Genomic DNA, 20,040 nt, shown 5'->3' with positions numbered 1-20,040 from the left:
GTGCATGGACGGCGCGCCCCGTCTTGAGGAGGCGCGCGCCCTGTCAGTGGTTGGAGATCACAGTGCCAAGGTGGCGCCCGGCGATGTAGCCGAAGGTCATGCCCGGCCCGAGCGTGCCGCCCGCGCCGCCATAAATGTCACCCAGCACCGCCGCCATGGCGTTGCCCGCAGCATAGAGCCCAGGGATCGGGTTGCCGCTCCAGTCAACGACCTGCGCATCGGCATTGGTCTTGGGCCCGCCCGCCGTCCCCAGCGCGCCCGCTTCCATCTTCACCGCGTAGAACGGCCCCTGGTCGATCACGCCCAGCGTCCGGTAGGGCGGCTCGAAATCCATGTCGCCCCACATGTAGAAGTTGTCGTAGGTATTGTCGCCGCGATTGAAGTCATCGTCATGGCCGTTGCGCACCATGGTATTGAAGCGCTCCACCGTGGCGACGAGGCCCGCAGGATCGATCCCGGCCTTCTCGGCCAGTTCTTCCAACGTATCGGCCTGCATCATGTAGGACGGCGGCGGTGCGCCGGGCCCCGAGCTGAAGTTGTGGTACTTGTTCTTGTTGCGCTGGTCGATGATCAGCCAGTACGGCAGATTGGAGTACGTGTGCGTGCCCGCATCGAAGGCGTGGAGCGACTTGCCCAGCGCGTTGTAGTTGGCGGATTCGTTGACGAAACGCTTGCCCGCGCGGTTGACGAGGATCGCACCGGGGCGCGCGCGCTCGTCCGAGCCAAGCAAATAGTTGGGCTTGGCGTTGCGATGCTGCGGCTTCATTTCCAGCACGCTCTGCATCCAGTAGGCGTTTTGCATGTTGCCGAGCTGCGCCCCGGCCTCGATCGCCATGAGCAGGCCGTCGCCCTCGTTTTCGGGAACGCTGACCGGGCCGGTAAGCGGCCCGCGCACGAAGGCCTTGACCAGCGTTTCGTTCCATTCGAACCCGCCGGTGGCGATGACCACGCCGCGCCGGGCACGCACCTTGAAGTCCTTGCCGCTGGCGTCCTCGGCGATCACGCCGATCACGCGGTCGCCGTCCTTGACCAGCTTGCGCGCGCGCTTCTCGAACTCGACCGGGATGTTGCGGTCGAGCACCGCCTTGAACAGCGACCCGGCCAGCGCCTGGCCGAGCCCGCGATAGTCGCCGCGTTCGCGCTCCGCGAGCGTCGCTTCGTCGAGCGTGCCCTGGGTCGCTTCCATCAGGCTGCCGCGCAACGGGTAGGCCATCTTGCTGGGGTTGACCCGCGCCGCCCACTTGCCCAGCGTTTCGAACGAGAACGCCTCGTTGTCGAGCGAGCGCCCGCCGTCGGGCTTCGCGCCTGGCGCATAAGGCTGGTAGTCGGGGAAATCGTTGAACGCACGAAGGCGCACCGGAGTCTTGTCCGCCAGGTAACGCAGCATTTCGGGGCCGTTCTGCATGAAGGCCCACAGCGTCTCCGGGTCGAGGCCATCAGGCGCGAGGGCGTCGAGGTAGGTCACCACCTCCTCGTCCGAATCCTCATAGCCCGCTTCGTGCTGGTGATGGTTGTTGGGGATCCAAAGCATCCCGCCCGACATCGCGGTCGTGCCGCCGACCATGCCGGTCTTTTCAAGGATCACCACGTCCTTCGCGCCGAAATCGTGGGCCGAGATCGCCGCCGTCATCGCCGCGCCGCCCGATCCCAGGACGACAACGTCAACCTCGCGGTCCCAATTCACACCTTGCACCATCACCCATCTCCCGGATTTTTCTGCCCTGCCCGCGCGGATGGCGTCGGCCACCTGCGCGCGCTCTTGCGTTGCCCTGCACTCTAGGCGGCGGGTTCGACGCCGGGCCACTCCACATTGTTCTAGGGTTTACAACAAGCGTTGTGTGACATTTGCGCGGGATCGACGCGCATTGCGCCGATGCCCGGATCGGTGCGGCCGGGCCGGTCCGTGGCAAGCATTCCGGCAAAGCGGCGCATGGCATGGGGCCTGCCTTCGACACGCAGCGTCAGGTCGTACCAGCGATCGCTCGCGCCAAGCCGCCAGAGGTGGGAGACCTGCGTGCCGGGGCCGACGGCGAGGCGCCGCCGACGCAGACCATGCACGCGATAGGCGGGATCGAGCATCACGGTGAATGCCAGCGGCGCGGCACTGCGGTTGATGAGGACGAGTTCGAGCGCGTCGAGGTCCCGCCTTTCGTGTGCCAGCACGTCGAACGCATCGTCGGCGTGGCCGGCAAAGCGTCGCAGGTAGCCATTGGGGCCGTGGAGCGTGAGATCGAAGGTAGCCGAAGCGCCCCAGTCCGCGTGCGCGTGGGCATGCCCCGCGCCGATGGTGAAATGCCACGGGTCCTGTGCCGCCGCGTTATCGTGGACCGTCATGGTCACACCGACCGGGCCGGGGTTGTCCATGGCGATGCGCAACGCGCCGCGCTCGGTCGTGGTCCCCTGCACGGCGAAGCGATAGGGCAAGGCACGGTGGGCGCGCTGGCCGGGCAGTTGCGCCGTCGGCTGCTGGAGAGCGGGAATGGCGTTGTCGGTTCCGGCGGCGGAGCGCGCCAGCCGTTCGCGCAAGGCGGCGGCGTCGGGCTTCGGCGCAACGCCGCGCGCAGGATCGGCCACGGCGAAATCGAACGCGGAAGTGAGATCGCCGCACACCGCGCGCCGCCACGCACTGATGTTGGGCTCAGCCACTCCGAAGCGCTGCTCGATGAAGCGCAGTACCGAGGTATGGTCGAACAGCTGCGAACAGACGTGGCCGCCACGCGTCCAGGGCGACACGATGATCGTGGGCGTACGGATGCCGAGGCCGATCGGATGCACCGCGCCATGATCGGCTGCCCAGGCGTGCGCCTGCGACCAGTCCTTCGCCTCGCCCGCCAGCGACACCGTGCTGTGCCCGCGATAGTCGCCCACCGGCGGCACTGGCGGGGGCATGTGATCGAAGAAGCCGCCCGCCTCGTCGTAGTTCAGAATGAACGCTGTTCCGGCAAAGACGTCAGGGTGATCGATCAGCGCTGCGAGCAGCCGCGCGGTCAGGTCTTCGCCCTTGGCAGGTTCGGCCTTGGGGTGTTCGGACAGGTCCGCCGCGGTGACGATCCACGAGACTTGCGGCAGCGTGCCCGCGGCAACGTCCTGCCGGAAGGCTTCGACCAGTTGGTCTCCGTCCGACCGCGTGCGATCGGCTCCGGCCTTGTGCTCGCTGACCCACGAACGCCCGCGCCGGTAGAGGTCGGACTGCGTGTCGCAGGGGCGGAACGCGGGAAACACCGACAGCAGGTTGTCGCCGAAATTGTCGTATTCCTGATAGACCTTCCAGCTTACCCCGGCCCGCTGCAGACGCTCGGCATAAGTCGTCCAGCGATAGGCGTCGGGGCGCAAGGGACGGTCGGTCGCCATGTCGGCGCTGGGCGTCTCGTCCTCGCCATAATTGCTCATCTCGGGGTCGCCGCCCACGGTTCCGCCGCCGTTGCACCCGGTGAAAAGGTGCAGACGGTTCGGATAGGTCTGCGTCATCGTCGAACAGTGATAGGCGTCGCAGATCGTGAAGGCGTCGGCCAGCGCATAGTAGAACGGCAGGTCGCCGGGGCCATAGTGCAGCATCCGGTTGCGCAGCTCGCCGCTATGGCCCCAGCGATCGTAGCGGCCCCGGTTGAAGATGTGCATCGCCTCCTGATGCGACTGATCCGCGCCATCGACGGTGAAGGCACGGCTGGTGCGGCTGTCGCCATGATAGGGCAGCACATGGCCATCGGGGTGCTCGGTCGAAGGCTGCGCCCAGACCGACCGCCCGGAGGGCAGGCGCAACGGGCGCGGATCGCCGAAGCCACGCACGCCGTCGAGCAGGCCGAAGTAGTGGTCGAACGCGCGGTTTTCCTGCATCAGCACCACGATGTGGCGCACGTCGGCGATGGTGCCGGTGCGTCGGGCAGGCACGATCGCCAGCGCGCGGTCGACCAGTGCCCCCCAGCTGCCCAACCCGGCCACGCCACCTGCGCCGAGCTTCAGGAAATTGCGCCGGTCGTGTCCGTGCATTCGTTTTTCCCGGTTCTATGCGCCGGCGGATGTCGCCAGCCAGTCACCTTATTGGTATAGTCCAAAATGACGACAGATTGGCGACGTACGCCTCACCCAGCAAGGGAACGGACCGACCGGATGGACAGCAAGCGAATTGACGACGTGATGGCCCCGATCATCCGGTTCGGCGCCCTGCATTATGGCGAGGCGATCACCCAGTACGCGCACGCGGTGCAATGCGCCTGGCTGGCGCAGCGCGAAGGCTGTGGCCCCGCCCTTGTCGCCGCCGCGCTGCTCCACGATGTCGGCCAGTTCATCGACGATGCCGGGAACGCCGCCGAGGGCAAGGGCGTCGACGCCTTGCACGAGGAAATCGGCGCGGCGTTCCTGCGGCCCTATTTCGGGCCCGAAGTGACCGAACCGATGCGGCTGCACGTCGCGGCCAAGCGCTATCTGTGCGCGGTCGAGCCGGGCTATCGCGAGGGCCTGAGCGCGGCATCCGAACTGAGCCTGCAATTGCAGGGCGGTGCGATGGATGCCGACGAGGTGGCCGCGTTCGAACGCGATCCCTTCTTCGCCGACGCCATCCGTCTGCGCCGCTTCGACGATGCGGCCAAGCAGCCCGACCTGGCGGTGCCGCCGCTCGAATCCTATCGGGCTCTGCTGGAGGGGCTGCTGCAGCCTGCTTGACGCCTGCCCCCTCAGCCCTCGCCCTCGCCCTTGACCGGCCCGCGCCCCGCCTGCCATGCTGCGGGAACAATGACGGTGACCCACAGGATGCTCGACCTTCCCGATCTTTCGGACGACGAGGCAGGCCGTCCGCAATACCTCGCGCTGCGCGACCGGATCGCGCTCAACATCGAGATGGGGCGGATCGGCCCCGGCACCCGGCTGCCCTCGGAACGCCAGTTCCAGAGCGAGACGGGGACCGCGCGCGGCACCATCCGCGAGGCGCTGGCGCAGCTGGAGGCCGAAGGGCTGATCTATCGCCGCGACCGCAGTGGCTGGTACGTATCGCCGCCTGCCGTCACCTATGACCCCACCCGCTGGGCCGGTTTCATGCGCTATGTGCGCGAACAGGGCCGCGTTCCGGGGACGGAGACGCTGGACAAGCACGTCGTCCCGGCCAGCCCCGGCATGGCCGATATCTTTCGCATCGCGCCGGGATCGCCGCTGTTCCTGATCGAGCGCCGCCGCACGATCGATGCGCGCCCGGTGCTGGTGGAGCGCATCGCGGTCGATCCCGCGCTCGCGCCCGACCTGCTCGACCATTCGCTCGACGGCTCGCTGACCGATATCCTCAAGACCCACTACGGCATCGCCGCGTTCCGCAACCGCGTGGATATGCGCCCCTGCGCCCTGATCCGCGACGTGGCCGAACGGCTTGGCGTCAAATCGGGCACGCCGGGGCTGAAGGTGACGCGCACCAGCTTCGACGAGGCAGGCCGCGTGGTCGAATACGACCGCGAATACTGGCGGCACGACGCCATCCGCGTACACGTCGACCTGACCGTTCGGGGTTAGCCGATCGGCCCCGGCCAATAGAGTTTAACTGATGGGTAGGCGCGCCAGTGCTTCGGGCAGGTCGGCCACGGTGTCGATCACCAGATGCGCGCCCGCCTCTTCCAGCGCCTTGCGCGCCGCGGCGATGCGCGCCTGGCGTTCGCCCTCGGGCAAGGCGGAGAGCGCTTGCGCGGAAAGGCCCACGCCGTTGCCGCTGGCCGCCACGCCGACGGTCCACACGCCCGCGTTGCGGCCTTCGGCGATGCCCACGGCGGCGTCGTCCACCTTGACGCAGGCGCTGACGGGCCAGGCCTCCAGCTGGATCAGGTTCTCCCACAGCATCAGCGGCGACGGGCGCCCTTGCGCCGTATCGCCCGCACAGACGAGGACATCGGGGGAATAGCCCTGCGCCGCGGCGGCGGGCAGGATGTCGGCCATCATCGCACGGGTATAGCCGGTGCAGGATCCGATCTTCACCCCGCCCGCGCGCAAGGCGTGCGCCACGTCCGCCGCGCCGGGGATCAGCGTGGCGCATTCATTGGCCGCTTCGCGCATCATCGGGCCGATCGCGCCGAACAGGCGGTCGATCGTCGCCTCGTCCGCCGCGCCGCCGTGGCGGGCGGTCCATCCCGCCGCCACGCGGGGACCACGCAGGATGGCCGCGATGTGATCGCGCTTGGCCAGCCCCATGTCCGCGCGCGCTTCGGCCTCTTCGAGCGGAACCCCGTGGGCTTCGAACAGCTTGCACAGCGCCACCACGGGCGCGCGGCTGCCGAAATCGATCATGGTCCCCGCCCAGTCGAACACCACCGCCTTGAGCCCCGGAATCATGCGCAGGTTCCTTCCTTGCCGAACAGGTCGGCGATCACTTCTTCGCCGAGCGCGAAGCCGGTCGATGCGCCAGTGCCGCTGGTCACCACGACCAGGCGCACCCCGTCCGCCGGCGCGCGCACGATGCTGTGCCCGGCGGCGGAGGCATAGGTGCCGGTCCAGCGTTCGACCACGGCCGGTGGCGGCCCCAGCACGGCGGCGTACTGGCGCAACATCGCCGCGTCGATCGCGGCGCGGCTGAAGGGATCGGGGGTCGGACCGTATTCATGGCTGTCGCCCACCACCAGCGTCCCGTCGGCGCTCTGCACCGCGATCAGGTGGATGCCCCAGCCCAGCGCCTCGGGCTCCTCGGCTTCGAGCCGCGCCCTGAGCGCTGCGGCCTCGGGCAGCTCCGCATAGCCAAGGTAGCGGATCAGGCTGAGGTCGCTCATCACTGGCGCGGGCAGCTGCCAGCCCGGCGCGGCAAGGCGCAGCATCTGTAGCTTGCAGCGCGTGATCGCCTCGCCTGCGTAGATCGCGGGGAACAGCGTGGCCCAATCGTCTCCGGGGCAGACGACGATGGCTTCTGCGCGCAAGTCGGTCCCGTCGGCCAGCGCGACCCGGCCCGGCTCGACCGCCACCGCTGCCGCGCCGAAGCGGAACGTCACCCCGTGCGCCTGCGCCAGCCAGGCCGCCAGCCGGGGCAGCGCCTCGCGCGATTCGACGCGCAGGTCGGCGGAACTGAGGATCGCGCCCGCCGGCGCGCTGACGCGGGGGCACAAGTCCTGCGCCTCCGCTGCGGTCAGGCGGGTGCAGCCTTCGGCCATTTCGGTGTCCATGAAGGCATCGAGCACGGGCCCGGCCTCGGCCCGCTGCCCTGCCATCAGCAGGCCTTCCTGTTCGATGCGGATGCCTGCGGGCGCGGCGACCTCGCGCCAGATCCGGGCGCTGCGCCGGGCGCGCTGCCAGACCTGCCCGCGTTGCTGGCCGGTCACGGTGACGAAGCCGAAGTTGCGGATCGAGGCGCCGTTGGCGTGCGCATCACGGTCGATCACGGTCACCCGCTTGCCCCGTCGCGCGGCGGCCAGGGCATGGGCCAACCCGACTATGCCCGCCCCTATCACGATCAGGTCAGTCATGGCCCTTCTCCCTTCCCCGCGCGATGAACACGACCGCCGAACACAGCGTGAAAGCCATGACCAGCACCGAGGCCAGATAGGCGCAATCGATGAACACCGGCAGCCAGTTGCGCCCCGGCGCGAACAGGCTGCGCCACACCAGCAGCGCCACGCTGCCGGCATAGCCGGACGCATCGGCGACATAGATCAGAAACCCGGCGTTGCCCGCCCTGCCCACCACCGCGATCATGCGGTCGAACAGCATGGCATTGAACGGCGTGTAGGCAAGGTAGAGGCCGGCGCCGGTCACGATCATCCACGGCATCGGACCCAGCCACCCAGCCTGGAACGCCAGCGTGCCCAGCCCCAGCATCAGCCCGCCGAGCAGGATCAGCGCGTGCATCGCCAGCAGCGCGCGCAAGTTGTCGCGCACCAGCATCAGCGCGGCGAGGCCCGACAGCGCGATCACCGCGACCGGCACCTCGCTTTGTGAAAAGACCGCCGCCGATCCGCCCATGCCCAGCGCGTTCCACAGCTCGGGCGCGAAGTTGTCGCGGAAATCGCGCATCGCGGTCAGCAGCACGTAGCCGCCGACCAGCAGCGCCAGCGGCAGGCCGTGATCGCGCAGGAACGCGGCGCGATCGGTCCGCCCCATCGGCGCGCGTGGGGCACGTTCGGCCTCGTCCTGCGGCGATGGCGGCGGCAGGCGCTCGAGCATCCACAGCGACAGGAGCAGCAGCGGCATGAAGGGAAGCCCCGTCAGCGCGGGCATCCAGCGTTCGCTCACGCCTGCCTGCAGCAGCAGCGCGCCCGCCGATTTGACCAGCCCCGACGAGACGATGAAGCTGGCGCACAGCATCGCGCCGAGCAGTTCGGACACGCGCCGCCCTTCGACGTAGCTGAACACCAGCCCCCAGATCATGCCCAACGGCAGGCCGTTGAAGAACACGCAGACGAGCCCGAGCGCGGGCGAGACGAGCGCGAAGGCGACCAGCGCCCCCCATGAAACGCCGATCAGCGCGGCGATCGCCCGCGCCCGGCCCTTGCGACCGAAGCCCGCGATCACGCGGATGCCGATCAGCTTGGACAGCGCGTAGCCGATGACCTGCATGATCACGAGCGCCGACTTGTAGTCGAGCCCGAACGGCATGAACCCGACGTCGTCATACGTCGCCACCGTCAGCGGCTTGCGGAAGGCGTACATCGCGAAATAGGCCGAGAACGCCGCGAGGCCGCCCAGCAGCAGCAGCGGCATTTCGCCCGAGCCGAGCGCCTTGAAACGGCTCTGCGCCCTTCGGGCCGGGATGACGGGCGACGACTGCATCGCCATTGGACTAGACCAAACGTGCGGCAGTTCGATTACAACCCGGCCGCGACAAGGTGTTGCAGCACGCGTTTTTCCAGCACGAGCAGGGCGGGCGCGCCATTGGTGCGCATCACCAGCCCATCGGCGAGCGCCCGCGCCGCCTGATGGACGCCGATGGCGAGGCGTTGGAACGCGGGCAGTGCCCGGCCCTGCGTGCCGTGCAGCGCGCCAAGCTGGCGCCAGTCCTGCACGAAGCCTTGCAGCAGGCGTGTAAATGCGTCCGCCTGCGCAGCCCCGCCCTGCAGTTCGGCGCAGAGGTCGTCGATCAGCAGCTGCACTTCGGCGGCGGGCATGGCGGGCGAGCGCTGGTCGGCTTCGGTGAGCACCGCCGGATCGGCCTGCGGGTTCCACGCAAGGCGCCGCCAATCGTCGCGCGGCGGGGTATCGGCAAGCGCGAAGCGCCAGAAGGCCGCGGTGCCCGACGTATCGGCGACGAGATGGATGCGCGGCTGTGCGGCGCCGTTCGCCACGTGGTGACGCCGCCAGTTGTCGAAGATCCACGCTTCGCCGGCGGCCATGTGTACCGCCTCGCCGCCGCAGTGGAAACGCACTTCGGGCGTGGTGAACACGGGGATGTGCAGGCGTACACGGGTGTGCCAGTGGTAATTGATATCGGCGTGTTCGGGCACGCCCACACCGGGGCCGAGCCGCATCAGCCGCGACCGGCTCCAGACCACGCCGAAGCTCGCCAGCGCTTGCCGCACGAACGGCATCTGCGCCAGCCAGCGCGTCGGCAGCATCTGCCCGACGTGGGCATCGTTCTCGCCCCCTTCGGCGGTGATCAGCCGCGCCGCGCTGTTGCCCGCGACGCCATCGGGATGGGGCGCCCAGGCCGCTTCGGGCAGGCTGGCGACTTCGGCCTGCAACCGGGCGATGTCGAACAGGACGGGCAGCTGGTAGAATGGGCGCGGCAGTCGCATGGGTCAGGTCCGGTACGTGGTCAGCGCCGGGCCGAGCGCGCGTTCCAGCGGTTCGAGCCAGCGGGCATAGGCGCGCCACTGGTCGATCGCGGCAGCGTCGATCGGGCGGCGCACCTGTTCGGAACTGGGCGTGCGCACGCTGCGCGGGTTTTCATGAAAGGCGAGGCAGGCTGGATCGAACGGCAATCCGGCGTGCGCCAGCAGGCGGCGCACGTTGCCTTCCAGGTCGGCGACCACGTCCTCGTGATGGACGCGCAGCACGCGCCCCGGCAGCACCGCGTCCCAGTGGCGCATCCGCCCAAGGTAGGCGCGGTAGTGCCGGGCCACGTCATCGATGCCATAGGCGAATTCCTGGTTGGTCGTGCCGAACAACTGCTTGAGATTGCCGACGCAGCAGGCCATCGGCGCGCGCCGCACATCGATGATCGTGGCGCGCGGCAGCATCAGGTGAATCAGCCCGACATGCCAGAAGTTGTTCGGCATCTTGTCGATGAAGAACGGCCGCCCGGCCCGGCGATAGACCTGCGTTTCAGTCAGGAAGCGTTCCCCCAGCGCGCGCGCCTGCCGTTCCGTCAGCCGCGCCAGCGCCTCGGGCTCGACCGGCAGCCCGCAATCGGGATCGGCGCCGCAGATTTCGGCGGCGTAGCGCCCGATCTCGGTCAGTTCGTGCGTGCCCTCCACTTGAGGGTGCGTGGCGAGGATCTGTTCGATCAGGGTGGAGCCCGAGCGCGGCATTCCTACCACGAAGATCGGCGCGGGATCGGCCAGGCCCCAGCCCGCGCGCGCCGCGAAGAAATCGGGCGTCAACACCCCGGCCTGCCGCGCGACGCAGGCTTCGGCCACCTCCGGGCGATAGCGGCCCAGGCGGCGGCGCAGCGCATTGCCGCGTTCGTAGCAGCGCCACGCCGCAGCGTGATCGCCACGATCCTCCAGCGCCTTGCCGAGCGCGAATGCGAGGTAGACGCGCTCCATGGCGGGGATTTCAGCCCCCGCCTCGGCCCTGCGCATCCGGTCGATCTCGTCGTCGGTGAAGCGGTAGGTCTTGAGGTTGGCAAGGCTGAACCACGCGACTCCGCCCGCGCCTTCATCCCCGGCGGCGATGGCGGCGCGGTACTCGGCGATGGCGTCTTGCGTGCGGCCCTCGGCCTTCAGTGCATTGGCCCGCCAGAGGCGCAATTCCGCTGCTTCCGGCCCTGTCGGGGGCGTTTCGGCCAGCAATCCGGTATAGATATCGACCACCGCTGCGTGATCGCCAAGCCCGACGCAGGCGGCGGCATACTGCTTGCGATAGTCGCGGTTGGCGGGCCCATGGGCCAGCAGCCGCACGGCCTCGTCCCGCGCATGCTGGTGCTTCTGCTGCTGCAACAGCGCCATGGCATAGTCGAGCCGCGCCTCGTGCCAGTCGGGTGCCAGATCGAGCGCAGCGCGCAGCAGCCGTTCGGCCCCGGCGGGATCGTCCCGATCGAGCCGGATGCGCGCCAGCAGGCGCAGCGCGCCCGCGTTGTTGCCCTGACCGCGCAAATAGTCGCGCAGGATCGCCTCGGCCTTGTCCCAATCGCCGTCGGCGTGGAGGCTGCTGGCGGCGACGATCTCGACCGGCAACTGCCGCAACACCGCAAGGCGGCGCGCCGCCGCATCGGCACGCGGCGCATCGCCACACATGCGGTAGAGTTGCGCCAGCATGTCCCAGCTTGCCGGCAGCGTGGGGTTGAGGCGCACCGCTTCTTCCAGCGACTGCACCGCCGCCGCCGCATCGCGCCGCAGGACGTGGCACTGGCCGCGTTCCTGGTGCAAGCGGCTGAAGCGCGGCTCGGCCGCCTCGATCCGCGCCAGCACGGCCAGCGCATCGGCGACCTGTCCCTTCGCGCGCAAGCCCTGCGCCTGCTGCAACAGCGCCTCGCGCTCGGCCAGCTTGGGCATCATCGCGCCGCCCCTTGCGCCAGCAGCGGCGCGCGCCAAGCGGGATCGGGCTGGTCGGCGTCGAAATATTCGAAGATCAGGTGGATGCGGTCGGTCTCGCCGCGATTGTGGACCCAGTGCGGGCCGATGTTGTCCACCTCCACCGCCGCCCCTTCGGCGAAATGGTGCTGCACGCCGCCGAAGCTGCACACGACCGCCGCGTTGGTCAGCAGGGGAACATGGATCTTGTGCGGCCAGAGCGCCGCCGGGTTGGCGTCGGTGTGCGGGTGGATCAGGCCGCCTGCGGGCATGCGCGCCAGCATCACGCGCGGAAATTGCCCGCGCTCGTAACCATAGGGGCGCACCGCCTGTGCCAGCACCGGCTCCAGCAGCGCGCGCCAACCGGCCCACGGCGGGCAATCGTACGACCCGCGCCAGTCGCGCGCATCGGCGATGAAGCGAAACACGATGTGGCGGGTCTGGCCCAGCACGTCGAAGCGGTTGGGCTTGCGCGCGTTTTCGGCATCCCACACCGCCTCGGGCAGCGCCAGCACGGCCGCGCGCAAGGGCGTGATCTCGACGTTGCCGAGCACGCGGGTGCCGGTGGTCTTGCGCGGATTGGGGGACGGCCTCATGACCCGCCGTCGAAGCTGTAGCCGAACAGTTCGCAATCGAGCGCGTAGCGACGGGCGATGCCATCGACCAGCGCGCGGTCGTAATAGTGGCGGTAATCGGCATGACTGGTGGCGTTGACCCGGTCGAGCGGGCGTGGCGCGATGCCGATTTTCGCGCAGATCGCATCGTAGGACGCTTGCATGTCCTCGACCCGACCCACCGCATCGGTCAGCAGCGTCCTGCCATCCTCGTCCACCAGCAGCGCTGCCTGCGGCTGGAACAGCACGTGGTGTTCGGGCGGTTCGCGGAACAGGAAGTGATGCATCGCCTCGCGCGGGTGGCGCTGGAACATGTCGCCGCCGCGCAGCATGAAGGCGCAGTACGATACGAAGCGGTCGAACGGATTGCGCACGAAGGCGAACTTGAAATAGCGCGCGAACGCATCTTCGCCCAGGAACGGGCGCACCTGCCGCAGCGAAAGGTGGCCGTGCTGGATCGCCGCCAGTTCCTCCCAGGGCAAGCGCCGGTTGACGAACAGGCCCACCTGTTCGGCGTCCTCTTCGCCCATCTGCTCGCGCAGCGCCTGCCGCACGGCGTGCGTGCCCGTCTTGGGCACGGCGGCGAAGATGAAGCGGTGACGGTGCGAGACGATCATGGGCGCATCATTAGAACGCGATTGCGCCCTCCTTTATGACAAGGGGAGCGCAACACGTGGTCCATCAGGCGATCAAAACTTGTAGGCCAGCCCGCCCATGTAGGTCGTGCCGCTCTGGTTCTGGTTGTAGAGGTAGCGGTTCTGGCCCCAGAACTGGGTGTCCTTCTCGTTGGTCAGGTTGATCGCGTTGAGCGTGATCTGAAGCCTGGGCGTCACGTTGAAGAAGGCCGAGGCATCGACGTAAGTGGTCGCTTCGAACCCGCGCGTGTCCGCGCTCATCACGTCATCGCTGCGCCCGGTGTACCAGCGGTTGCGGTGGCTGAGCGAACCGCGCATCCCCCAGCGATCGGTTTCGTAATAGAGCGTGGCGTTGTAGCTGACGTTGGAAATTCCGGTCAGCGTCTTGTCGGCATCGACATACGTGAAGTTGGCCGTGACGCCCAGATTGTCGAAGGGCGCAGGCAGAAAGCTGAACTGCGTCTGCGCCGCCAGTTCCACGCCGGTCAGGCTCTTGGTCCCGGCGATGTTCACCGGCATCGAGAATTCCTTGACGATCGTGTCCGGCGTCGCGCCGGGGATCGTGCTGGCCGGAACGCCGGTCTGGCTGAAGGGCACGTTGGTCAGCGTCTGCGAACCGATGAAGTTCTTGATCCACTTGTGGAACACGCTGGCCGAAAGCAGGCCGACCTTGCCGAAATAGTGCTCGACCGAGAAATCGAGCGTGGTGTCCTTGTAGGGCTTGAGGTTGGGATTGCCGCGCGAAGCGCTGATCTCGCCGGTGCTTTCGTCCTGGAAGGCAGAGCCCTGCGCCGCGATCGAGCCGAGGCCGGGACGGTTGAGGTTCTGCGTCGCGGCAAAGCGCAGCAGCGTCTCGTCGGTCAGGTCCAGCACCGCGTTCATCGCAGGCAGCACGCCCGAATATTCGCCCTTCACATCCGCCGTGCCGAGGTAGGCGTAGCTGTCGCCCTGGATCCAGCCCTGGCTGCGGGTCTTGGTGTGATAGCCGCGCAGGCCGACGTTGCCGCGCAGGCCCATGCCCATCACTTCGGTGTCCCAGTCGAGCTGGGCGTAGCCCGAAATGGTCTCCTCCTTGGTGGTGTAGACGTTCTCGATGTCCTGCAGAACGCCGCCCGACCCGTCCTTGGTGTTGGTCGAAAGGCGGTGATATTCGTTGTATTTGGCAAAGCCGCGATCGTAGTTGCCGATCAGCCAGGTGCCGAAGCTGTTCGAGAACACGTCGGTGATGTCACCGACCGAGGTGCCGCGCGTCTTGCCCGTGGTGCCGTTGGCGCCGCCATCGTAGAAGTAGCTCGCGCCGTCCTGCCAGAAGCTGTGATAGGCGCCGCCCGCCCGCAGCGTCAGGGTATCGTCCAGCTTGTAGTGCAGGTTGAGCGTACCCTCGGTCAGCTCGGACTTGTTGTAGAACGAGCGGTAGTAGAAGTTGTCCATCGCATAGAGCGACGGATCGGTCAGGTCCGTGCCGGGGTACGAGAACGTGGCCGAGCGGCCGTTGGCGCCATAGTCGGCGACGAGATTGCCCTTGGCGCGCATGTAGAACTTGTCGTCGTACGGCGTGTCGTAGCTCGACTTTTCGAAGCCGAAATGGCCGTCGATGGTCAGGCGGTCATTCACGTCCCACTTGCCGGTCAGCGCGATCTGGTTGAACTTGTTCTTGTTCAGCTCGCGGCGGTGTTCGCTGCCGAACGTGGTGCCGCTGGTGTCGCTCATGGTGACGTAGTTGTTCTTGTCCCAGGCGATGTCGTTGATCGTCGAGCCGGACTGGAACACGCTCGGCCAGGGCGCGCTGGCCGCACCGTCGATGGCGATCGAGCCGGTGCCGTTGATCGGACGCGTGGCGAGGTGCACCTCGTCGCGGTGCGTGGTGAACTGGCCGTGCAGCGCATCGAGCGTCAGCAGCAGGTTGTCGGCCGGGCGCCACTGCACCGCAGCGGTGATGCCAAGGCGCTCCATGTCGCCGTTCCACGAGGAAATGCGGTTGCCATCGGCCCAGTAGAGATCGCCCGACATGACCTTGGCCTGCTGTTCGGTCGAGAGGTGTGAGATGTCGAGCCCGTTGGCGACCAGATCAGCCATGTCACCAGCGCTGGGCTGGGTGTAGTTGTAGGTGTTGTGGCCCTGCTCGGTGGTCTTGCGCTTGCCATAGGCCGCCGAAATCGTGATGCCGAAGCGGTTGTCCCAGTTCTGGCTGAGCAGCGCGGCGACGCGGTACTGGCCATCCTTGGTGTACTGGTTCGAACCGCCCTTGACCGTGATCGCGCCCTTGGTGCCCGAGGCGTAGTCGAACGGCTTGCCGGTGAACAGGCCGACGGTGCCCGCCATGCCGCCTTCGTTCTGCGCGGCCTGAAAGGTCTTTTCGACCTCGACGCGCGAGAACAGTTCGGAGGCGAAGATGTTGAAATCGAACGCGCGGTCACGCGTGCGCTGGCCGCGGCTGTCCTGCGCGGAGTCGACGTTGCCAAGCACCTCCATGCCGTTCAGCTGCACGCGCGCGAAGTCCGAACCGAGGCCGCGCAGCGAGATGCGGCGGCCTTCGCCCGCTTCGCGGGTGATCTGCACGCCCGGCAGGCGCTGGAGCGATTCGGCAAGGTTCAGTTCGGGGAACTTGGCCATGTCTTCGGCCACGATCGCATCGACCGAGATCACCGCCTTCTTCTTGATGTCGCGCGCGACGACCAGCGACTGGAGATAGCCGCTGACCACGATCTGGTCGGCGGTGGAAGCATCGGCGCCCGCGTCGGGGGCCTGCTGCGCGGCTGCAATCCCGGGCATGGCGCCGACGATCACCGCCGCGACCGTGGCTAGCAAAACGCTCTTCTGGTTGGACTTCGTCATGAGAACCCCCTGGAATTGGTATGAACCAGTTGGTCAAAGCAGACGGTGGCGACTCCTCTGTTACATCGCTCGACAGGCTTCCTCATTTTTCCGCATGAGCGAAGCGCAGGCGCAAAGGTGTGGCAGAATCGCATCATATCTCACGCCCCGCCTGACATCCTGCGTCAGAAGACCCTCTTCGCCAGTGCGGCATTTTCTGCGCGGCAGACCCCGGCGTCGGGCGCGGGTGCACGGACGCGCAGGTCCGCCATTTCCCCGCGCGCGGCTTCCAGATCGGCGCGGAACGCAGGCGAGCCGTGCAACGCAGCCGTCGCCGCCGCGCCTGCCATCCACCCCGCCTCGACCGCGCTCAGGCTGTGCGCGCCACAGATCACGCGGCTTTCGCCAAAGGCCCGGCCACGCGCAAGAATGGCGGTGGCGCGATCGGGCACGAGTTCGGCGAGAATCAGCGCCTCCATCCAGCCCCCGGCGGCATGGCCGGAAGGATAATCGCCGTTCCCCGCCAGATGCGCGGTGCGCGCCTGGCAGATCGGGGCGCGCGTGCCGATGTAGGGCCGCGGCGCGCGATAGAACTGCTTGACCGGATCGACGACGCCCGATGTTCCGGCGCGATCGAGCAGGCGCGCCAGCGCGGGCGCGGTCTGCGCGGTCAGCTTCATGCCCAGCGCACAGGCGAAGTGTTCGAAGGCCTCGCTGTCCACATCGGCGCTCGCCACCCGCCAGCGCGGCGATCCAACGAGCTTGCGCGTTGTCACGAAGATCTTGCGGTCGGCCCTGCCCCGCGGGCTGCCCGGCGCAGGCGGCGGTGGGAGGATGCGCAGGCCATCAGGCGTCGTTGCAGGCGTCAGGTAGTGCGCATCGGGGGAAGCCACCGGAACCTGCGCGGAAAGCGCACACCCCGCCAGCAGCGCGACAAAGCCTTTGCGATTCATCACGTTCCCGTCACCTGCAGCGTCACCCATTCGCCATATCACTGGTCTAGGCCACACCTTTGCGACGGCGGGATGACGCCGCGCCCCGAACACGCCCGCACAGGAGAACCCGCATGGTCATGACGCAGGATCGCCGCAGCTTCATCCGCGCCCTCGCGGCGACAGCAGGGGCGGCCTCGCCGTTCACCCCGGCGATCGCCCGCGCGCTGGAGATCGACGCGCATCGCCGCACCGGCACTTTGCAGGATGTCGCCCACGTGGTGATCCTGACGCAGGAAAACCGCTCGTTCGACCATTACTTCGGCACCATGCGCGGGGTGCGTGGCTTCGGCGATCGCTTTGCCATTCCGGCGGCACCCTTGCCGGGGGCGCCGCAGCGCACCGTGCTGGTGCAGCCCAACGAGTTCGCGCAGGCAGAGCCCGCGCTGATCGCGCCGTTCCGACTCGACACCTCGACCGACTTCCGGCTCTATCGCCCGCTGGGCACGCCGCACGGCTTCACCGACAGCCAGGCCGCCTGGGACAACGGGCGGATGGGCGCCTGGCCGCATTCCAAGCGCAACCACGCGATGGCGCATTTCACGCGCGAGGACCTGCCCTTCCAGTATGCGCTGGCCGAGGCGTTCACGCTGTGCGACGCCTATCACTGCGCGCTGCACCTCAGCACCAATCCCAACCGGCTCTACATCTGGACGGGCACGCACGATCCGCTGGCAAAGGGCAACGGCCCGGCGATCGACAACGGCTACGACACGCTCGATGCCGATCCGCGCAAGCATGGCGGATACGCGTGGACGACCTATCCCGAACGGCTGATGGCCGCCGGGATCGGCTTCCAGATCTATCAGGACATGGCCGACAACTTCTCGGACAACCCGCTCGCCGGGTTCCGGCGGTATCGCGCGGCGCGCACGGCGTCGGACGCCGCCGAGGCGCTGCTGGCGCGACGCACCATGACCACCCGCTCGCTCGACGATCTGAAGCAGGACGTGATGGACAGCAAGCTGCCCGAGGTTTCGTGGATCGTTGCCCCTGCGGCGATGTCGGAACATCCCGGCGCTTCCACCCCATTGCAGGGCGCGGACTACACCGCCCGCGTGCTCGATGCGCTGACCGCCAACCCCGACGTGTGGGCACGCACCGTGCTGCTGATCAACTTCGACGAGAACGACGGCCTGTTCGATCACGTGCCCCCGCCCGCCCCGCCCGCACGCGTCGAAGGGCGCGTGCTGGGCGGTACGACCATCCCCGCCGACGACGAATACCACGCCCATTCGCAAGGGGCGGAAGATGCCGCCTATCTCGGGCGGCCCTATGGTCTGGGGATGCGCGTGCCCCTCTACGTGGTCTCGCCGTGGAGCGTGGGCGGGCACGTCGCGTCCGAAGTGTTCGACCACACCAGCGTGCTGCGCTTCCTCGAAGCGCGCTTCGGCGTGCGCGAACCGAACATCAGCGCGTGGCGGCGCGCGGTGTGCGGCGACCTGACCTCGTGCTTCGATTTCCGCGCCCCTGATACGGTGTCGTTCATGGCCTCGCTGCCGGGAACCACGCAATTGTCGCAACGCGCCGCCCGGCTCGAGGAGATCCCCCCGCCCCTGCCCGCCCGGCTGACCGCCCCGGTGCAGGAAAGCGGCCTGCGGCGGCGGCGCCCCACGCCCTATCGGCTCGACGCGCTGCTGACGCGTGAGGATGGCCGTGCCGCGCTGCGTTTCGCCAACCACGGGACCGAGCGCGCGGCGGTATTCCACGTTCACGACATGGCGCGGCTGCACGAAGCCCCTGCCCGCTACACCGTGGGCGCGGGGCAGGAACTGGCCCATCCGTTGCCCGCAACGGGGGAGACGGCAGATATCTTCGTGACCGGCCCCAACGGCTTCCATCGCCGCCTGAACGGGCGGGCCGACGTGTTCTCGGCCAGCCTGGTCGAGCGCGCCGGCAAGGCCAAGGCGCTGCGGATCATGAACGTCGCGACCGTGCCGCAAACCATCGCCATCACCGACCGGGCCTATGGCGCCGCGCCCCGGCAGATCGTGCTCCAGCCCGGTGCGGCGCGCAGCGTGCCCATCGACCTTGCCGCCAGCCATGGCTGGTATGACTGGCAGATCGCAGCAGGCGGACAGAGCTGGCGCATGGCCGGCCATGTCGAGGATGGACGGGACTCGTTCTCCGATCCTGCGGCCGGAGGGCCGGGGCCGCTCGAACTTTCGCGCTGATGCGGGCAATGGGTGCCGCATCGCCCGTTTCGCGGTTGCACGATCCGGCACGCCGGGTGCAAGGGTGGCAAAGGCGAACGAGGGGAAGAGGCCGAATTGACCGATATCGCAAATCAAGGTGGCGCGAGCCACACGCCACGGCTGTTCCAGCTCGACGCGCTGCGCGGGATCGCGGCGGTCGTGATCATGTTGTTTCACCTTGATCTCGTCTATCGCGTCCACGGCCCGTTCGTGCGCGGATACTTGTTCGTTGACATGTTCTTCCTGCTCAGCGGGTTCGTGCTGGCGGTTTCGACCGAGCGCAAGCTGAACGCAGGGATCGGGGCGCTGGCATTCACCCGCGACCGTTTCGTCCGGCTATGGCCGCTGGTCGCTGTCGGAGCCGGGGTGGCCGCGGCGCAGGCCTTTGCCGTCGGCATGGCGGATCCGCTGACCTTGCTGCTCTGGCTGGCGCTGGATCTGGCGATGATCCCCAGCCTTGCCGGAACCGGGCCGTTCTATCGGCTGAACGGGCCGCAATGGACATTGTTCTACGAATTGCTGGCAAACTTCGTGCATGCGCTGGTCTTGCGCAAGGTGCCGACCCGCTGGATGCTGGCGCTGGCGATGGCGCTGGGCGTGGCGCTGATCTTCACGGTGCGCATCTACAAGACCGACACGATGGGAGTGAATGCGCCCACGTGGGACACCTGGTGGATGGGGCTTCCGCGCGTCGGATGGTCGTATGTGCTGGGCGTGTGGATGGGGCGCAAGTACAAGGACGGTGTGCGCGGCCCCGTGCTGCCGTGGTGGCTGGCCATGGCGTTGCCGGTGGTGGGGATCGCGCTGGTCCCCCGCCTGCCGCTCAGCCTAGCGCATGGCGATCTGCTGTTCGTCATGGGTTTCCTGCCGCTCGCCGTGTGGTCCGTGGCCCAGTCGCAGCCGCCAAAGGCCCTGCAACCGGCGTCCGAATGGTTCGGCACCTATTCGCTGCCGCTTTATTGCGTGCACCTGACCGTGCTCATCTGGATTGCGGGGCTGCTTGGCCGAGCGTTCTGGGTGCAGGTCACGGCGGTTGCGGCTGCAATGGTGCTCGCCTGGGTCTTTTCCCGGCTGGTTTCGTTCAAGGGCAAGCCGACCGTGGTCAAGACGGCACCCCTGACCGGCGATGGATGATCCGGGTCCCCATGCGCACCTGGCACACGTAC

At 68.0% G+C, this 20,040-nt stretch carries 15 protein-coding genes; 4 read left to right on the top strand and 11 right to left on the bottom strand.

The window, feature by feature from the left end:
• Positions 1–43: 43 nt before the first annotated feature.
• Together K3A84_RS01345 and K3A84_RS01340 are read right to left on the bottom strand one after the other, a co-directional pair.
• Positions 44–1,696, bottom strand: a complete 1,653-nt coding sequence (locus K3A84_RS01345; protein WP_225007267.1) for an FAD-dependent oxidoreductase — start codon at positions 1,694–1,696, stop codon at positions 44–46.
• A 119-nt stretch (positions 1,697–1,815) separates the two neighbouring features.
• Positions 1,816–3,987 (bottom strand): phosphocholine-specific phospholipase C, encoded by a 2,172-nt coding sequence (locus K3A84_RS01340; RefSeq protein ID WP_225007266.1) that lies wholly within the window; start codon positions 3,985–3,987, stop codon positions 1,816–1,818.
• Between the two features lie 120 nt (positions 3,988–4,107).
• Between K3A84_RS01340 and K3A84_RS01335 the strand changes: the two genes are divergently transcribed.
• Complete coding sequence (locus K3A84_RS01335; protein WP_225007265.1) at positions 4,108–4,659, top strand: phosphonate degradation HD-domain oxygenase; 552 nt, start codon at positions 4,108–4,110, stop codon at positions 4,657–4,659.
• A 69-nt stretch (positions 4,660–4,728) separates the two neighbouring features.
• A complete protein-coding gene (locus K3A84_RS01330; RefSeq protein ID WP_225007264.1) occupies positions 4,729–5,493 on the top strand; it encodes a UTRA domain-containing protein in 765 nt (254 codons plus the stop codon).
• Positions 5,494–5,517: 24 nt separating this feature from the next.
• On the opposite strand, the gene phnX is transcribed toward K3A84_RS01330, so the two are convergent.
• The 9 genes from phnX to K3A84_RS01285 form a co-directional block, all read right to left on the bottom strand.
• A complete protein-coding gene (gene phnX, locus K3A84_RS01325; RefSeq protein WP_225007263.1) occupies positions 5,518–6,303 on the bottom strand; it encodes a phosphonoacetaldehyde hydrolase in 786 nt (261 codons plus the stop codon).
• Positions 6,300–7,421, bottom strand: coding sequence for a TIGR03364 family FAD-dependent oxidoreductase (locus tag K3A84_RS01320; protein WP_225007262.1), 1,122 nt, complete (start codon positions 7,419–7,421; stop codon positions 6,300–6,302). Before K3A84_RS01320 ends, phnX begins: the two co-directional genes overlap by 4 nt.
• Complete coding sequence (locus K3A84_RS01315; protein ID WP_225007261.1) at positions 7,414–8,730, bottom strand: DUF5690 family protein; 1,317 nt, start codon at positions 8,728–8,730, stop codon at positions 7,414–7,416. The genes K3A84_RS01320 and K3A84_RS01315 overlap by 8 nt, the downstream gene beginning before the upstream one ends.
• Positions 8,731–8,759: 29 nt before the next feature.
• On the bottom strand, positions 8,760–9,686 hold the full coding sequence (locus K3A84_RS01310; RefSeq protein WP_225007260.1) for an aspartyl/asparaginyl beta-hydroxylase domain-containing protein: 927 nt from the start codon (positions 9,684–9,686) through the stop codon (positions 8,760–8,762).
• 3 nt (positions 9,687–9,689) lie between these two features.
• On the bottom strand, positions 9,690–11,609 hold the full coding sequence (locus tag K3A84_RS01305) for a tetratricopeptide repeat-containing sulfotransferase family protein (protein ID WP_225007259.1): 1,920 nt from the start codon (positions 11,607–11,609) through the stop codon (positions 9,690–9,692).
• The gene (locus tag K3A84_RS01300) at positions 11,606–12,220 is read right to left on the bottom strand and encodes an aspartyl/asparaginyl beta-hydroxylase domain-containing protein (protein ID WP_225007258.1); all 615 of its coding nucleotides are present in this window, start codon (positions 12,218–12,220) and stop codon (positions 11,606–11,608) included. The genes K3A84_RS01305 and K3A84_RS01300 overlap by 4 nt, the downstream gene beginning before the upstream one ends.
• Entirely contained in the window at positions 12,217–12,855 is a 639-nt protein-coding gene (locus K3A84_RS01295; RefSeq protein WP_225007257.1) for a sulfotransferase family 2 domain-containing protein, read from the bottom strand. Before K3A84_RS01295 ends, K3A84_RS01300 begins: the two co-directional genes overlap by 4 nt.
• A gap of 72 nt (positions 12,856–12,927) precedes the next feature.
• Positions 12,928–15,708 (bottom strand): TonB-dependent receptor, encoded by a 2,781-nt coding sequence (locus K3A84_RS01290; protein ID WP_225007256.1) that lies wholly within the window; start codon positions 15,706–15,708, stop codon positions 12,928–12,930.
• A gap of 164 nt (positions 15,709–15,872) precedes the next feature.
• Positions 15,873–16,640, bottom strand: coding sequence for an acid phosphatase (locus tag K3A84_RS01285; RefSeq protein ID WP_225007255.1), 768 nt, complete (start codon positions 16,638–16,640; stop codon positions 15,873–15,875).
• Positions 16,641–16,753: 113 nt separating this feature from the next.
• Here K3A84_RS01285 and K3A84_RS01280 point away from each other — a divergent pair, with 113 nt between their 5' ends.
• Positions 16,754–18,853, top strand: a complete 2,100-nt coding sequence (locus K3A84_RS01280) for a phosphocholine-specific phospholipase C (protein WP_225007254.1) — start codon at positions 16,754–16,756, stop codon at positions 18,851–18,853.
• Between the two features lie 96 nt (positions 18,854–18,949).
• Complete coding sequence (locus tag K3A84_RS01275; protein ID WP_225007253.1) at positions 18,950–20,008, top strand: acyltransferase family protein; 1,059 nt, start codon at positions 18,950–18,952, stop codon at positions 20,006–20,008.
• The last annotated feature ends 32 nt before the right edge of the window (positions 20,009–20,040 follow it).

Origin of the sequence: Novosphingobium percolationis (genome assembly GCF_020179425.1) — a bacterium.
Lineage (GTDB): Bacteria > Pseudomonadota > Alphaproteobacteria > Sphingomonadales > Sphingomonadaceae > Novosphingobium > Novosphingobium percolationis.
This window is presented reverse-complemented; position numbering and strand designations above follow the sequence as displayed.

Coding starts and splice junctions, on each gene's coding strand:
- K3A84_RS01345 (WP_225007267.1), bottom strand. CDS start 1,696: ATGGTGCAAGGTGTGAATTGGGACCGCGAGGTTGACGTTGTCGTCCTG.
- K3A84_RS01340 (WP_225007266.1), bottom strand. CDS start 3,987: ATGCACGGACACGACCGGCGCAATTTCCTGAAGCTCGGCGCAGGTGGC.
- K3A84_RS01335 (WP_225007265.1), top strand. CDS start 4,108: ATGGACAGCAAGCGAATTGACGACGTGATGGCCCCGATCATCCGGTTC.
- K3A84_RS01330 (WP_225007264.1), top strand. CDS start 4,729: ATGACGGTGACCCACAGGATGCTCGACCTTCCCGATCTTTCGGACGAC.
- phnX (WP_225007263.1), bottom strand. CDS start 6,303: ATGATTCCGGGGCTCAAGGCGGTGGTGTTCGACTGGGCGGGGACCATG.
- K3A84_RS01320 (WP_225007262.1), bottom strand. CDS start 7,421: ATGACTGACCTGATCGTGATAGGGGCGGGCATAGTCGGGTTGGCCCAT.
- K3A84_RS01315 (WP_225007261.1), bottom strand. CDS start 8,730: ATGGCGATGCAGTCGTCGCCCGTCATCCCGGCCCGAAGGGCGCAGAGC.
- K3A84_RS01310 (WP_225007260.1), bottom strand. CDS start 9,686: ATGCGACTGCCGCGCCCATTCTACCAGCTGCCCGTCCTGTTCGACATC.
- K3A84_RS01305 (WP_225007259.1), bottom strand. CDS start 11,609: ATGATGCCCAAGCTGGCCGAGCGCGAGGCGCTGTTGCAGCAGGCGCAG.
- K3A84_RS01300 (WP_225007258.1), bottom strand. CDS start 12,220: ATGAGGCCGTCCCCCAATCCGCGCAAGACCACCGGCACCCGCGTGCTC.
- K3A84_RS01295 (WP_225007257.1), bottom strand. CDS start 12,855: ATGATCGTCTCGCACCGTCACCGCTTCATCTTCGCCGCCGTGCCCAAG.
- K3A84_RS01290 (WP_225007256.1), bottom strand. CDS start 15,708: ATGACGAAGTCCAACCAGAAGAGCGTTTTGCTAGCCACGGTCGCGGCG.
- K3A84_RS01285 (WP_225007255.1), bottom strand. CDS start 16,640: ATGAATCGCAAAGGCTTTGTCGCGCTGCTGGCGGGGTGTGCGCTTTCC.
- K3A84_RS01280 (WP_225007254.1), top strand. CDS start 16,754: ATGGTCATGACGCAGGATCGCCGCAGCTTCATCCGCGCCCTCGCGGCG.